Origin of the sequence: Calothrix sp. NIES-3974 (assembly GCF_002368395.1) — a bacterium.
Taxonomy (GTDB): domain Bacteria; phylum Cyanobacteriota; class Cyanobacteriia; order Cyanobacteriales; family Nostocaceae; genus NIES-3974.
Map to the genome: position 1 here is coordinate 1,305,792 of NZ_AP018254.1, position 14,748 is coordinate 1,320,539.

The following is a 14,748-nucleotide window of genomic DNA, read 5'->3' on the forward strand; positions in this document are numbered from 1 at the left end:
GCAACACCCCGTGAATTTACCCCCTAATTGATGGATTCAATCCTCATGGGTAAATCTAAATTCCCGTTGATTTCTCGGTAAACGAACTAAAATTGTCGGAGGAGTGTCCGCTTGATTTGATGGTTGAACCTCTACACTTGGTTTACCAGTGTCGCGAACATGTAAACACAAATTGAGAGAGAAAGTAATAGTAGCTGCTAATACCAATTTTTCAAACATAGTTATTTATCCTACCCACACCACTCGACTTAATATTTTTATATCTACTGATTGAGAACAATACCCCTAAAGTTCCAACATTTCTGGAGAATCACATCCGGAACAATTACTTGCAGCGCACATGGAATTGTTACGCTTCTAGTTTGCCCCGATAACTTCGCAAATTCATCAGGAAATTGATAAAAAAAACTAAATTTTTTGTCGAGTGTCTAATTAATTTCCTTTATCAAAGTAATTTATGACGGCAAAACTACCAATTTATCGGATTTTTTCGGTATTTTACGGTAGTAGAGACGACCCGTCGGGTCGTCTCTACCCTACCCGTCGGGTCGTCTCTACCCAAATGTAAAATAATCATAAAATTGGGGATTTTTGCGGAAACAACCGAGAAAACCATATGTCAGTAGACCTAGGTGTCACAAGGGTCTATGTATCGAAGCCCCGGAATCGGTTATTGTAATTGAGGAAAATATTTTCACGCTAATGGGAAGAAACGATTATACGAAAACAATCTTAATGTTTCTGTGCTTCGGGACAGCATTTGTCTCGATGGCAATGCATTGGCATACCCAAAGTGCAATGCAGCGAACCCTTACGTCTGACTCCCAAAATTCTCGAAAAGTATCACAAACTTCCCCAAAAGCAACCAGTCACAAAAAATCAGCCCAAACCCATATCAAATCCAAATCTCAACAGTCACAACAAACTAATTGGTGGTCAAGACTGATCGGTATAGAACAACCCAGTCAAGCAACCCCCAATCGAGCTTCAATCCAACCCCAAATCCAAAACCAGTCTCCACATCAAACCCCAACCGCAAATCCCACACATAAACCCCAACAAACAAAAGTCGTAGTTGATTTGAGCGATCGCCGTGTATACGTCTACCGTCAAGACCAAGTGATTGCGAGCTATCCCACAGGTATCGGCAAAAAAGGCTGGGAAACCCCCACGGGTAAATATCAAGTCATCCATATGGAACACGACCCAACCTGGAAACACCCGATCACTGGCAAAATTTACCCTGCTGGTAGACCCGATAGTCCTTTAGGAGCGCGATGGATTGGATTTCACTCCACCCAAGACGGTGAAATCGGCTTTCATGGTACACCCGATGAAATGCTAGTGGGTGCGTCCATTTCCCACGGTTGTCTAAGAATGCGAAATCAAGATGTCAAAATGCTCTATGACCAAGTTCAGTTGGGAACACCTGTAGAAGTTAGATAGGACAAATATAACTGCCGAGTAAATCAATCAAAACTGAACTGGAATTAATTTAACTGTAACTACAAGAAACAACTGATTCCTAGCACATGTTACCGGAAAATTGAGGCATCATTGGGAACACGCTAAGTCTCCAAAAAACCAGAACAATTACGGACGTACTTTTGCACTACCTTGACAGATAAATTACTGTTGCATAGGGTTTAGCAAAAGCTTAATTACCCTTTTGTTCAAAATTGGGAGCATAGGATTGCAGGAGGGAGCTAACCTGACGTAAAACTTCATTCCCAGTAGTTTTAGCCACAACGGGAGTCCGATCATCATTTGGACGATCCAGGTTACGGGTGATCGCTTCGCTAACCTGTTGAGCAATTAACTCCTGTAAATCGGCTCTGGCTTTTTGGCGTTGGAACTGCGCACCCTCTTCAGTGGTAGCATACAGGGGGGGGAGACGGTTGAGTGCGTAAGCGGCAATATCACCCACATCCAAACTGCGATCGCTAGTTGCTTCAATTTCCGCCACACGAGCGATCGCTTCCGTTAACACCAACTCCTCCATCACGTTAATAAACTGTTTCCGGGGAACCGCTACCACCTCACCAGTTAATAGAGACCCCATCAGCTTATCTAACGCCATGTACTCTTCAATCGAGAGTTCAGAGGCATTATCACAAATTCTTCCCACTTCTGCCTCCATCACAGGTGTTAAATACCCATCCTGGAGAGCCTGTTCGACAATTTTCTCGATACTCATAAAACTCATTTTCTTATTTGTTCATTTACCCACGTGGTTTTTTGGTCATGGTATCTATCCGATCTATGTTTGCCTTATTTTGGTAAATTGTAAACACTTTACACGAAAAAGTGCAGCTACAACACGTTTAGTAGCATGACATTCAGATGTCAGCGTCCAAAGAATAGCTACTCAACACCTGTTTTTAACCATACATCTGGATCAACGGATTTGCCATTTACATATAAACCCCAGTGTAAATGAGGACCAGTAGAAGCGCCAGTGGAACCAATAGTACCAACCTGTTGACCAGCTTGGACAAAATCACCTTCTCGGACAGAAATATCCTTCAGGTGCATCATGATACTGGCGACTCCCTGGCCATGATCAATTCCAACTACATTACCATGAACCCGAAACCCTTCGGCAACCCGTCCTACTAAAACAATCCTTCCGGGAGCAGGGGAAACAACCGGGGAACCAGAAGCACCTGCATAATCTAGTCCCCGGTGATAATAATCTTTAGCAAACACGCCATTGTAATAACGTCGAACTCCGTAGGGTGTACTGCGACGTGCTGTACTCGGAGCAATAAAAGGACCATTCCAGAACCTTTCTGGAGAGCGAACTGCACGAAACTCACGAGCGCGTCGTAATTCTAATTCCGTCGCTCTCACACCAGCTTTCCCCGGTGGAAGGTTAATACGTTGCACGGGAAAATTGCGATTACCGACAAAAATTGCCTTGTTGCGAGTCGTTTGTCCATCGGTAACTTGGACTACCCGTCTTCCCGGAGATTCCAGGGGAGTTGTGGGGATAAAAGCACGAAATCGACCGGGTGCAGTTTGATAAGCTGGGTAGGTTTCCTTACCCACTGTGACTTGGATATTGTTGGCAGATGGGGAATTTTCCGTGTTAACAATTACCGAAATGGTATCACCTAACCGGGGTGATGCAGGATTAAATTGCACTTCTAGAGCTAACACTGGTGCTGTCAATCCTAGGGGAAGAGCTATTAAACTAAAGAAAATACTTGCTGTTGGACTGATTCCCGCACTAACTAGATTTTGGGGCAATTTTTTCCTGGATATATTCGCAATCATCATCAACTTGATCCAAACCTTATCGTTACTGCGAGAAAAATGACTTCACCATGATTGGTCATGTTTCCCACAATTGCAAGTGATTTTACACACACTTAATCAAATATTGAATTATCAGGGAGTAGAGACGACCCGTCGGGTCTTCTGTCCAAGGATGGGAGAAAAAAGGCACGTAGTAGCCCTAGTCTACAACAACGGGTAAAGCGTAATGCTGAAAACGGACAGTTTATGGACGTAAAGCAGAATGGTGAACCTTTTACCCTTCATTCTTCCTTAACCGATCAGTATTGCCAAGGATAGGGATATTTAATCAATAGCTCCTAAACAGTGACACTTTCAAGTAAAATTAGTGCTTGAGGTAGCGGAGGAAAAAAAGATGACGCGTGTGATTATAGTGCGTCACGGTGAAAGTACCTATAACATTGAGAAGAGAATTCAAGGACGTTCAGATGCGTCAGAATTAACTTCCAAGGGTCGTCAGCAAGCAGCGCAGGTGAAAAATGTCCTCGCGAATATATCTTTTGATGCGGTTTACCATAGTCCGTTACGTCGAGCTAGTCAAACAGCAGCAATTATTTGCGATCGCCAACCGGAACAGAATCAATTCCCCATCCAAAAATCGGATTTATTGAGAGAAATTGATCTGACCCTGTGGGAGGGAATGCTGTCTGAGGAGGCAAAAACAAAGTTTAGTGAAGATTATCGGGTTTGGAAGGGGACTCCCCATCGGTTTGTGATGATGGTTCCGGATGGGTCGGGGAGTGTGCGGGAACATTTCCCGGTTTTAGCTTTATATCAGCAAGCAGAAAGGTTTTGGCGAGAGTTACTGTCAAAACACCGAGGTCAAACGATTTTGATTGTTGCCCATAATGGGATTAATCGGGCTTTGATCAGTACTGCTTTAGGAATTGAACCAAGTCGCTACCATAGTTTACAACAGTCTAACTGCGGAATTTCGGTGTTAAATTTTACGGGTGGTTTCGGGGAAACAGTACAACTAGAATCGATGAACCAAACCCAACATCTGGGAGAAACTTTACCCAGTTTACGTCCGAAACACCGAGGTATCCGGATTCTCTTGGTACGTCACGGGGAAACGGAATGGAATCGCAAAGGTCAATTTCAAGGACAAATTGACATCCCTTTAAATGACAATGGTCGCGCTCAAGCAGCAAAAGCTCAAAAGTTTCTCCAGGATACACCAATTGATTTTGCTGTCACCAGTCCTATGGCTCGTCCCCGGGAAACTGCTGAAATTATTTTACAATCCCATCCGGGTGTGGAGTTAGATTACCATCCCGGTTTAAAGGAAATCAGTCACGGACTCTGGGAAGGCAAGTTTGAAGCAGAAATTGAGCAGGAATTCCCCGGTGATTTAGAATTGTGGCGGACTGTTCCCGAACAGGTACAAATGCCAGAAGGGGAAAATTTACAACAGGTTTTCCAACGAGCAACTGCTGCTTGGCAAGATATTATCCATCAAGCGATCGCCCAACAAAAACAAACTGGTTTAGTTGTTGCCCATGATGCCACAAATAAGACGTTAATTTGTCATTTGTTGGGGTTAACGGGCAAAAATTTCTGGAATTTTCGTCAAGGAAATGGGGCTGTGACTGTAATTGATTATCCCGCAGGATTGGATGGTTTACCTGTTTTACAAGCGATGAATATTACTTCCCACCTAACTGGAAGTATTTTCGACCGGACTGCTGCTGGTGCTTTATAGGGGTTTGTAGTTGTGGCTTTAGCCTCGAAAAAGTTTTAAAATAAAGCGCTATATCCGCAGGGCTATCGTAGACTAGCGCTACTACGTGCCTTTCTTCACCCATCAAAATTAATGGGACAGACCACTACTGGTTTGTAGTAGTGGCTCTAGTAGAGAAAAAGCTTTATTAGGAGGCGCTATGAGCGCTACTACGTGCCTTTCTTCACCCATCAAAATTAATGGGACAAAGCAATAGTATGGGTGTGAAGGTAAGCATTTATGGGTAAAGTGCGAGATTTCAGCGAAAAGTTTTACCCTATTCCCCATTCCCTACTCCCTGTGTTTCTTGAAAGCTAACCCACAATGTCCATTGCTACAGTGTATGGGACGTAAATTACTTCAACATGTACGCCTAATTGACCCAGTTGCCAAAGTTGATCAAATTTGTCATGTTTGGCTGGATAATGGTCAAATTAAAGCCATCTTTCCGAAAACGGAAATCAACCTACCCACGGATGCTGATACCACTGTGATTGATGCGTCGGGAATGGTGCTAGGTACGGGTTTAATTGACCTGTACAGCCATTCGGGAGAACCGGGCAATGAATCACGGGAAACAATTGCTTCCTTGCTGCGTGCAGCTGCTGCTGGCGGCTTTACCCAGGTTTGTATTCTACCCGATACAGACCCAGCCATCGACCATCCAGCAGTGCTAATGCAAATTTTACAAACCGCAGCCCAGGAACATTTACTCCACCCAGATACTATATTACCCCGTTTACGCATTTGGGGGGCAATTACCGCCAAAACCGGTGGAGAAGTCATGACCGAGTTGGCTGATTTAGCGACCCATGTTGTTGGTTTTGCCGATGGAAAGCCTTTATCTAATTTGGGAATGGTGCGACAATTTTTAGAGTATATCCAACCCTTCCACAAACCAGTTGGGATTTGGGCTTGTGATCAACATCTTTGCTCCAATGGAATCGTCCGGGAAGGGGTAGAAGCGGTCAAATTTGGTTTACCCCTAGTTCCCGTGAGTGCCGAATCCGCCGCGATCGCATCTTTATTAGAGGTTATCCAAAATACTCAAACCCCCGTACATCTGATGCGAGTATCCACCGCTAGAGGGGTGGAATTAATTGCTGATGCGAAACGCAAAGGATTACCGATTACCGCCAGTACCACCTGGTTACATGTATTAAAATCCACTGATGACCTATCTACCTACAACCCCAATTTACGCCTAGAACCACCTTTAGGCAATAACCGCGATCGCGCTGCTTTACGAGATGCTGTACGGGAAGGAATTATCGATGCGATCGCTGTTGACCATTCCCCCTATACCTACGAAGAAAAGACCGTAGCCTTTGCCGAAGCTCCTCCCGGTGCTATCGGCTTGGAGTTGGCTTTACCTTTACTCTGGCAAAATCTAGTCGCAACCGGGGAATTTACCGCCTTGGAACTATGGCAAGCCCTTAGTTCCCGTCCAGCCCAGTGTATTGGTATTAATATCACGGAAATCGCCGTTGAAAATCATCCCGATTTAACCCTATTCAACCCTCAACACATCTGGCAAATTACAAGCAAAAATTTACACTCTTTGTCGATGAACTCATCCTGGTACGGAGAAGAAATCACAGGTAAGGTAGTTGAAATTTTAAGTTGCTCAAGTTAATTTTTATTGAGAAACATACCGGCTGAAAAACTTACATCTCTAAGGGATACACAATCCTGATAGGTGAGGACGTACAGCAATCCGATTTAAGTCGTGAAAAATAGCGTGCTGATGACTGGTGACTGTTAACCGTCAACTGTCAACCGTTAACAACCCTACATGTAAGATTTCACAAATCCACTGTATCGAAATCCAATATTTCTGTAACCAAATATTAACAAAAATTACAAAATACTACGTTATCCCTATTCTGATCCCGAACAATGTTAAATATTAATTAAATTCGATTTGTTAAGAAATGATTAAGTTTTGGCATCAAGTCAAGACAAAATTACAAGTATGTGCTGACGATTGTCGAAATATATGCAGCTAATTATCGTTGAAATCTGACGAACCGGAAAATATAGAACATACAAGTAGTCGTTTAAATCAACTATAAATTTAGGCAAGGGAACAGGGAACAATTAACTGGCAATAGATTTTATCTGTACAGGACTTACACAATCACGGGAGCAGTTACGTCATTGCACTTCTTCCCGTAGCGGATCGACCGCAGGGTCGTCAAAAAGCAATCTCAAAGTCTTGTTTTATCTTAATCAGCGTGTGAGTCCTACTGCATTGAAAAATGTTTAAATATCTAGGGGTGGGCACTTAGAGCTTAGTGTTTTCGTTGTACACCTGAATTTGTCAGAATCCTGCTGCATTTTGCCTACATCCACCAAGAATTTTAGTAATCCAACCTGATTTCTACATCGTCATTTATCAACAGCTTCCCAATGTTCGAGTCAGCAATTAACAGTAGTCGCCGAAATCAGAATGAGGAAGTGTTGAGAATGGATGTACATGAATTTTTACAAGAATACAATCAAGGCAGAAGAGACTTTCATGCAGTCGATTTAGCAACAGTAAATTTAACCGGACTTGATTTATCCGAAATTGATCTCACCGAGGCAAATTTAAGTAAAGCCGATTTAAGCGGTACAAATTTAAGAAAAGCCATATTGCAATCAACCAACCTTACCCAAGCAAAACTATTGAGCAGTGATTTAACCCAAGCCAATTTAAATGAAGCAAATTTGAATGATGCAAAACTCTCAAAAGCCTGTCTAAGGGGTGCTTGGATCAGAAACGCCTATCTGCTAGGAGCAAATTTCACCGAAGCGAGTTTAGTACAAGCAGACCTGAGTTACAGTAATCTTAGTTATGCAAATTTTCGCTATGCAGACTTGTATCTAGCCACCCTCTACGCCGTAAATCTAAGAGGAGCCATTTTTCAAGATGCAGTTATGCCTAACGGTGATGTGTTTCGAGGAGAAGGAAAGCGATGACACTCACCACTATCTCCCACCCGACAAAGCCTTTGCATGAGTACTCCTCACCTCCTACCTCCTGAAATTCCCCCTAGGCTTTAGGTCTAAATTCAGTTTTTTCGAGAAAATTTCTGCACGTATTGTATTTTTCCCCAAGAAATATGTTATGATTTGCTAGTTGGTTTTCAGAGCCTAACAGTCATAGTTAGCCTGAAAAACCTGGAAATTCAAGTTTCCGGGGCGTAGCGCAGCTTGGTAGCGCGCCACTTTGGGGTAGTGGAGGTCGTGGGTTCAAATCCCGCCGCTCCGATTTTTAACAACCTATTATTTATCGCTTAAGGGTTCCAATAGTTTCCCTAACTCGAACTTTAGCCTTTTTCCCCATTTTTTCCCCAAATTCAAGATATCAAAAAGCAAAACGGAGAAACAACCCATACATTTTTACTATACAGCAGTATCAATCAGTTCAGCACAAAAGTTAACAGTCAAAAGTCATGCCAATTGGGAAAAAGAATACGACAGATGAATTTTGTTTTGTAGAGACCTAGCATTGCTACATCTGTGATCCTAGATGTGTGACAGCGCTACACACATCTACACCTATGGCGGTCAACGGTTAACAGCCAACAACCCGACATGTCAAATATTGCAAATTCTCAACAGATTGCGATATAAGCTTTTCAGCCATCTAAAATCGAAGATTTTGTGCGACCTGTCAGACTACCCACCACCGACTTCATCCCGAAATATCCATCGCCAATTCTACCCAACCGTTAAATAGTTTGAAGATATGTAGCCTTTTAATTACAGAGTCCAAGGGACTAAGGTAAACTAGCCGATGATTATGATTCTTTGGCAGAGAATAAAACTCAACAAAGGAGCCTTTTTTAAATGTCTCATACCGTAAAAATCTACGATACCTGCATCGGCTGTACACAATGCGTTCGTGCTTGCCCCACGGACGTATTAGAAATGGTACCCTGGGATGGATGTAAAGCAGCGCAAGTTGCTTCTTCTCCCCGCACCGAAGATTGTGTTGGTTGCAAACGTTGCGAAACAGCTTGTCCAACCGACTTCTTAAGCATTCGTGTTTACCTCGGTGCTGAAACCACCCGCAGTATGGGTCTTGCATACTAGCAGGTTTAACTAAAAGTCTCCATAGTAAGCACTTTTAGCGATAGCACTTGGTGGGGGGAATTAGTATCATGATTATATTTTCTGATGATGATGATTAGTTCATGCCCCACTAAGTTTAACAGAGATAGTGTGATATCGCGACTGAAATTTGCAATTAGAGCGATCGCACCCGATTTTGAGCAACCAGTCTCACGGTTGGTTTTCGTGTAGTTTTTTGTCGCACAAGAGATCTTTCAATCGATTAATATTTTGACGATTAACTGCTGACCGAAAACACGATTATCAAGTTTTAGAAACCCTACAGGAATACGTTTTAATTTACGTTTTAATTATTAATGTTAAACGTCCACGGGTGGAGTGTTTTCGTCGCAGTGGGGAGGGTTTGTGGTTACTACAATCCTATGCTGGGAGTGGGGGAACTTTTCGGTTGGAAAGTGTTGATTTTGGGGCAGAAATGAATGTACTGTATGGGGATGTGGCGTTTACAGGGTGATTTTTAAAACAAGTGGGATTTAAATAGCTTGTTTCAGCGATTCAATATCTGCACCCACGATTTTCTCTAGATTGTCGGTAATTTTTTGCACGTCCCAATCCCACCACGCGATCGCTAATAGTTCGGCAACAATGTGATCGGGGAAACGTTTTCTAATCAGGTTGGCTGGATTACCACCGACAATTGTATATGGTGCAACGTCCTTTGTGACTACAGATTTTGCACCGATAATTGCCCCATCACCAATTTTAACCCCCGGCATAATCACTGCTTCATAACCAATCCACACATCATTACCAATCACCGTATCCCCTTTGTATACTAATTCTGCGGTGGTGGGTGTGACTTTTTCCCAATCGTGACCAAAGATGTTGAAGGGATAGGTAGAAAAGCCGGATAACTGGTGATTTGCACCATTCATAATAAATTTTGCACCCGTAGCGATCGCACAGAATTTACCGATAATCAGTTTATCGCCAATAAAGGGAAAATGGTAAAGTACATTGCGCTCAAAGTTTTCTGAGTCGATCGGGTCATCATAATAGGTATAGTCACCGATGATGATATTCGGGTTGTTGACGGTATTTTGAATAAAGCATATTTGCGGAAACCCTGACATGGGATGGGGATTTTTCGGATTGGGATAACTCATGCGATCGCTTAAAAAATTAAAAAATATACTGCGTCATACTTTTCAGGATTCATCATAAGCCATCCCATTGGCTGCGGCATAACGATGCATAAACCGCATAAATTTTTCCCAATGGTCATCCTGTTCGATAGCAAATTCACATTTTACCGAAAAATAGGGTTTAAAGCCTCCCCCTTCTAGGGGGACTTTAATGCTAAAATTTAGTTGGTTTCAGGTTGAAAATCCGCCAGAACGTGCCCGACAAATATGGCTGAAACAGTGCCACACGACAGCCTGGGAAATAGAAAAGACCACGAGCAACGATAACTCGTTAAACAGTGCATTAAGTCTTCAACAAGGCTGAATGATTTAGAAAAACAATTTCGGAGTAATCTGCGTACCGTGGGGCACACGGGAACGTACCCTGAAATGGGTAAACGCTTGGAGATTAGTCCACTCAAAGGGTGTCTAGATATTAAGTGATATTCTAGTAGGCTCGGACTAGACATATACTAGACATAATCGTGTAAGACCTCAGTAGGGGGGAACCTGAAAGGGCAGTGATTAGCTCAAGAATCTCCGCACTTCTAGGGCGGAGAGTGTCAACTGTTGTAAATCATCCCCCTCTGGTCCTCCAAAGATAAACTTTGTGGAAGTTGGGGTGACGCGAATTTCTCCTTCTTCGTCTGCTAAAACCATTGAATTGAGAGATTGTTTCGTAAAGCTTTGAAAACCTTCTAGGGCTTTGAGTTGCTTGAAAATCATTACCACGACGCGTTTTCCTGTACGCGGTTCTCTTCGCAAGCTTACATCGGCAATCTCTTCCGAGACTCCAGCAAAAAATTGAACGGAGGGATTTGTAGATGCCACTATTACCACTATTATTTATCAACCTGTATGATGAAATATTCCTATTTTTCTATTTTGCAGCATATTTTGTACCCGACCTAATTTCCCAACCAAAATTAATAGGATTTTAGATTTTGGATTTTAATTGCGTTGTGTAGAGACGTAGCATTGCTACATCTCTACAATGATTTTGGTTTCAATACAAAATGTGAAGGATTTTATCGCTGATAGGGATAATAATATTGGGGAGCGACAGGTGTTTGATACATTTGATAACCGGGTGTGGTCATTGGGGGGGATACAACCGGTGATTGGTAGGTGGTGGGGTTGAATGAGGGTGCAATGGGTTGATTTTGGATGGGTAGGTGGGGATTGGTGAGATGGGGGTTGTAATTAGAAATAGAAGTATTGCCTGTATTACCGGTAGATGGAGAAGTTGGGGGTGAGGTGGGATGGGATAATTGGCTCATGTGTTGATAAACTGTTCTGGAGATGGAGCCAATTAGGCGTTCTGCTCGTGGGTCGTTGTCAGGACGTTGAACCATCACTGCGATCGCATACCGTTGTCCGTTGGATATATCCACTAAACCTGCATCACCAATCATGGAGCGAATATCACCGGTTTTGTGGGCGATTTTACTATCTTGACCGACACCGACGGGTAGGAGGGTATCTCGTACCGTTTGTCGCATAATCTCCAAAATGCGATCGCGGGAAATCATGCTGACCAAGTTCCCTTTATTTAACATGGTTAGCAGTTGACCGAGTTCTTTGGGTGTGGTGCTATTGGTTCCTTCTAAATCCGGTAGGATGTTACGAATTTGGGTGGTTGCTAATCCCCAAGATTGGAAGCGTTGATTTAAACTAGAGATTCCTCCTAAGCGGTCAATCAACATGTTGGTGGCGGTATTATCGCTAATGGTCATCATTTTGTTAGCGACTTCTAGGGCTGTATATTTTGTCCCCACAGGTTTATACTGCATATCCCCCGAACCACCAGCGATAAATTCCTGCTTCATCGTCATGGTTTCGTCCAGACGAATATTTCCCGCATCTACTTCCTGGAAAAAAGCAATCAAAATCGGGATTTTAATCGTACTTGCGGCGGAAAATGTGGCTCCTGCATTCAAATCCACGTAAGCACCGCTAGCAATATCCAGCACAAATACCCCCGGTGTGAGATTCGGATTCGCACTCGCGAGGTTCTGGATCGCGGTTTTTAAGGTGGGAATTTCCTGGGTGAGGAGAATTTGGGAATTTTGCAGATTCGATTGGGGTGATTGTACTACTTGATTGGGAGAATTCGCTGAATCCACCCGATTCGCTGGGTCAAGGACGGAAAGGGTAGTCCCAACAATGGCACTCATTCCCACACCAATAATGAGTAATCGTAGTCCATAGAGAAAATTCCGCGCCATTGGTTTTAAGCGGGTTTTTCGGGACGCTGCAACCCGTTTTGAGGATGGTTGCTTGCGGACTCGGACTGTTTTTTTCCCATTACTGGGATAATCTGCACCAGTCCCTGTTGGTACTTTGCGGACTTGGGTGGGATAGACAGAATCAGTAGCAGATGTTTTGACTTGTCCGGGTTTTGTTGGTAGTGGTTGGCGACGTTTTTGAACTTCGGGACGAGCGACCCTAAGTGCAGGTTGATTTACACCAATTTGAGAATGCGATCGCGCAGTAACTCCTTTGGGTAATCCCTTGGAGACTTTTTTCGCTATTTTTGGTGCTGGACGCTGTGCTGACTGAGATTGCAGACGGATGGGGACACGACGCACAATGGTTTTTCGTCGCGAGGATGTTGTTAATTTGTAACTTGAGTCTGACACCGCTACTTTTTCTCTCCCACTGACTGAATTGTTGACCAAGCCAATACAGAAATTTGTTGTTGATTTAGCTATACTTTACACGCTGATCCTGCATTTCTCACAAGGGAGTGATAAGCCCTGAGTAGTGGGTTGATTTTCCTGCTACTCCCTACTCACTGAAAGTTTGAGGAATTTGTGAGAAATCCGGGTGATGTATTTCTTTTTTAGTTTGTTGACAGTTGACGGGTAAAAGTTGACCTTTAAGCATTAACCATCTCAACAAAAAGCTGACTTAATTGACCATGCAAAGTATAGTTTAAGGGTAAATAAATCTAGATTAGTAAACCTATAGATATAGATAGTTATATTGATTTTAGGTAGCTCTGTCCATAGGAAAAATTAAATGGCTAACATTAATGGAATTACCATAGTAGATGACTTAACGATGTTTAGTGTAATCGATATTTTCCCTTGGGGGATGGGGTGCGTAAACATTATATATATACTTATTGGTTTTGACGATTATTTTTGTTACTAATGACCCACCGGACTTGACGGATAATACCCTGTAACATAGCGACTTCTGTGATTCTCAACTGGGTGCGATTATACATTTGGCGAAATTTCTCCATTCGACTAGCTGCCGTATGGGGATAAAGATAACCGATATCTAGCAGTAGCGATTCTAACTGCTGATAGTAGGATTCGACAACTTCCCAAGGGGCTGATTGTAAATTCGGATTTGGTTCGGATGAATGGGATGATGGAATCATTAAACTTTGGTTAACAGCAAATGAACGGGATGGAATTTGACTCAACTCGTAGCAACACAAACCGACAGCCATTGCCAAATTTAATGACGGGTATTCAGGATTAGTGGGAATGCGGATAAATCTCTGAGCGTAGTTTAATTCCGTATTCGTTAAACCTCTATCTTCCCGTCCAAAGATAATTGCACCTACTTGACCATCTGCTTCCAACAGCCAAGGTAGCACCTGGGAAGGAGATTCGAGGGGTGCTTCCCAATCATGGGTGATACCCGTTGTTGCCACAACCCGTTGACATCCCTGTAAGGCTTCAGGAATAGTCGAGACAATCACAGCCGATTCAAGGATATCCTGAGCATGAACCGCCATTTTGCGAGCATCATCACTAGTGCGATCGCACTGGGGATTAACTAAAATTAACCGCTCCCAGCCAAAATTTTTCATCACCCTTGCTACGGAACCAACATTTAAAGCACCCGCAGGTTCGACTAGAATAATCCTGATTTCTGGTTGTTTCATGATGGTCAGGGGAAAGGTCGGATAGGGACGGGAATAATGGTTAATAGTACTAATAGCATCTTTTCCACTTTTGCTTGATTTACTTTAATGTTTCTTTTTTCCACAATCCCTATGTGAACCCATAAAAATAAAGAACCCACCCCCATTCTCGCTGTCGCTCAAATGTTTAGGTCGGGTTCTGACCATGCAATATAGATATTTGCAAAACTATTACAGGTTAGCGGAAATAAACCGAGTATTAATTTAGTCACAACTTTTATCTAGTGACCATGCTCTGGGTGGTTACTCAGTCAGTGAGGGTTACTGCTTTCATTCACGAGGTAGAACCTTCGTAGATTCCGCACCCACGCGGAGCATGGGTGCGAGGGAAAAGGTAGGCGTATTGACACCGTGTGGTACTAGGAGGGTAAGGGATGGAAAAATGTACCGTATTGCAAACCAGGGAATATGTAGTTTAAAACAATCATCACGACGGAAATTGCAATTACCAATACGGTTGCCACTACGGGGACTGTCGAAATATATTTCAGAAAATAACGGACTTCCATGTTTTTCCTTGAGATTTTGATTTG

General features: G+C 43.0%; 14 protein-coding genes, 1 tRNA gene and 1 pseudogene. 7 read left to right on the forward strand and 9 right to left on the reverse strand.

Annotation, left to right across the window (positions count from 1 at the left end; genetic code table 11):
* Positions 1-36 precede the first annotated feature (36 nt).
* Complete coding sequence (locus CDC37_RS05050) at positions 37-219, reverse strand: hypothetical protein (protein WP_096620772.1); 183 nt, start codon at positions 217-219, stop codon at positions 37-39.
* Positions 220-768: 549 nt separating this feature from the next.
* Here CDC37_RS05050 and CDC37_RS05055 point away from each other — a divergent pair.
* Positions 769-1,446, forward strand: coding sequence for a L,D-transpeptidase family protein (locus CDC37_RS05055; RefSeq protein WP_231943223.1), 678 nt, complete (start codon positions 769-771; stop codon positions 1,444-1,446).
* 211 nt (positions 1,447-1,657) lie between these two features.
* Here CDC37_RS05055 and CDC37_RS05060 read toward each other — a convergent pair whose 3' ends face one another.
* Positions 1,658-2,197 carry a late competence development ComFB family protein gene (locus CDC37_RS05060; RefSeq protein ID WP_096625926.1) on the reverse strand — a complete coding sequence of 180 codons (540 nt, stop codon included), beginning with the start codon at positions 2,195-2,197 and terminating at the stop codon, positions 1,658-1,660.
* Between the two features lie 167 nt (positions 2,198-2,364).
* A complete protein-coding gene (locus tag CDC37_RS05065; RefSeq protein WP_442861080.1) occupies positions 2,365-3,279 on the reverse strand; it encodes a M23 family metallopeptidase in 915 nt (304 codons plus the stop codon).
* Positions 3,280-3,655: 376 nt separating this feature from the next.
* Between CDC37_RS05065 and CDC37_RS05070 the strand changes: the two genes are divergently transcribed.
* The 6 genes from CDC37_RS05070 to CDC37_RS25640 all read left to right on the forward strand — a co-directional run bounded on the left by CDC37_RS05070 (position 3,656) and on the right by CDC37_RS25640 (position 9,599).
* Positions 3,656-5,005 carry a histidine phosphatase family protein gene (locus tag CDC37_RS05070; protein WP_096620775.1) on the forward strand — a complete coding sequence of 450 codons (1,350 nt, stop codon included), beginning with the start codon at positions 3,656-3,658 and terminating at the stop codon, positions 5,003-5,005.
* A 361-nt stretch (positions 5,006-5,366) separates the two neighbouring features.
* Positions 5,367-6,659, forward strand: a complete 1,293-nt coding sequence (locus CDC37_RS05075) for a dihydroorotase (protein ID WP_096620776.1) — start codon at positions 5,367-5,369, stop codon at positions 6,657-6,659.
* An 833-nt stretch (positions 6,660-7,492) separates the two neighbouring features.
* Positions 7,493-7,987: a pentapeptide repeat-containing protein gene (locus CDC37_RS05080; RefSeq protein ID WP_172892754.1), complete on the forward strand. Its 495-nt coding sequence runs from the start codon at positions 7,493-7,495 to the stop codon at positions 7,985-7,987.
* 218 nt (positions 7,988-8,205) lie between these two features.
* Positions 8,206-8,279: transfer RNA gene (locus CDC37_RS05085), tRNA-Pro, on the forward strand.
* A 581-nt stretch (positions 8,280-8,860) separates the two neighbouring features.
* Positions 8,861-9,106, forward strand: a complete 246-nt coding sequence (gene psaC, locus CDC37_RS05090; protein WP_010997613.1) for a photosystem I iron-sulfur center protein PsaC — start codon at positions 8,861-8,863, stop codon at positions 9,104-9,106.
* Between the two features lie 352 nt (positions 9,107-9,458).
* Positions 9,459-9,599 carry a hypothetical protein gene (locus CDC37_RS25640; RefSeq protein ID WP_157780656.1) on the forward strand — a complete coding sequence of 47 codons (141 nt, stop codon included), beginning with the start codon at positions 9,459-9,461 and terminating at the stop codon, positions 9,597-9,599.
* 19 nt (positions 9,600-9,618) lie between these two features.
* On the opposite strand, the gene CDC37_RS05095 is transcribed toward CDC37_RS25640, so the two are convergent.
* The 6 genes and pseudogenes from CDC37_RS05095 to CDC37_RS05120 all read right to left on the reverse strand — a co-directional run bounded on the left by CDC37_RS05095 (position 9,619) and on the right by CDC37_RS05120 (position 14,724).
* Positions 9,619-10,251: a Vat family streptogramin A O-acetyltransferase gene (locus CDC37_RS05095; RefSeq protein ID WP_096620778.1), complete on the reverse strand. Its 633-nt coding sequence runs from the start codon at positions 10,249-10,251 to the stop codon at positions 9,619-9,621.
* A 42-nt stretch (positions 10,252-10,293) separates the two neighbouring features.
* A pseudogene (gene psb28, locus CDC37_RS05100) lies at positions 10,294-10,398 on the reverse strand (photosystem II reaction center protein Psb28); the annotation flags it as partial.
* Positions 10,399-10,794: 396 nt separating this feature from the next.
* On the reverse strand, positions 10,795-11,100 hold the full coding sequence (gene psb28, locus CDC37_RS05105; protein WP_096620779.1) for a photosystem II reaction center protein Psb28: 306 nt from the start codon (positions 11,098-11,100) through the stop codon (positions 10,795-10,797).
* Positions 11,101-11,297: 197 nt separating this feature from the next.
* Entirely contained in the window at positions 11,298-12,911 is a 1,614-nt protein-coding gene (locus tag CDC37_RS05110) for a serine hydrolase (protein ID WP_231943225.1), read from the reverse strand.
* 485 nt (positions 12,912-13,396) lie between these two features.
* Positions 13,397-14,176, reverse strand: coding sequence for an RNA methyltransferase (locus CDC37_RS05115; RefSeq protein ID WP_096620780.1), 780 nt, complete (start codon positions 14,174-14,176; stop codon positions 13,397-13,399).
* 398 nt (positions 14,177-14,574) lie between these two features.
* Entirely contained in the window at positions 14,575-14,724 is a 150-nt protein-coding gene (locus CDC37_RS05120) for a photosystem I reaction center subunit IX (RefSeq protein WP_096620781.1), read from the reverse strand.
* Positions 14,725-14,748: the final 24 nt, after the last annotated feature.

Bases quoted from the DNA above. Each gene is read 5' to 3' on its own strand.
- CDC37_RS05050 (WP_096620772.1), bottom strand. From the start codon at position 219: ATGTTTGAAAAATTGGTATTAGCAGCTACTATTACTTTCTCTCTCAAT.
- CDC37_RS05055 (WP_231943223.1), top strand. From the start codon at position 769: ATGGCAATGCATTGGCATACCCAAAGTGCAATGCAGCGAACCCTTACG.
- CDC37_RS05060 (WP_096625926.1), bottom strand. From the start codon at position 2,197: ATGAGTATCGAGAAAATTGTCGAACAGGCTCTCCAGGATGGGTATTTA.
- CDC37_RS05065 (WP_442861080.1), bottom strand. From the start codon at position 3,279: ATGATTGCGAATATATCCAGGAAAAAATTGCCCCAAAATCTAGTTAGT.
- CDC37_RS05070 (WP_096620775.1), top strand. From the start codon at position 3,656: ATGACGCGTGTGATTATAGTGCGTCACGGTGAAAGTACCTATAACATT.
- CDC37_RS05075 (WP_096620776.1), top strand. From the start codon at position 5,367: ATGGGACGTAAATTACTTCAACATGTACGCCTAATTGACCCAGTTGCC.
- CDC37_RS05080 (WP_172892754.1), top strand. From the start codon at position 7,493: ATGGATGTACATGAATTTTTACAAGAATACAATCAAGGCAGAAGAGAC.
- psaC (WP_010997613.1), top strand. From the start codon at position 8,861: ATGTCTCATACCGTAAAAATCTACGATACCTGCATCGGCTGTACACAA.
- CDC37_RS05095 (WP_096620778.1), bottom strand. From the start codon at position 10,251: ATGAGTTATCCCAATCCGAAAAATCCCCATCCCATGTCAGGGTTTCCG.
- CDC37_RS05115 (WP_096620780.1), bottom strand. From the start codon at position 14,176: ATGAAACAACCAGAAATCAGGATTATTCTAGTCGAACCTGCGGGTGCT.
- CDC37_RS05120 (WP_096620781.1), bottom strand. From the start codon at position 14,724: ATGGAAGTCCGTTATTTTCTGAAATATATTTCGACAGTCCCCGTAGTG.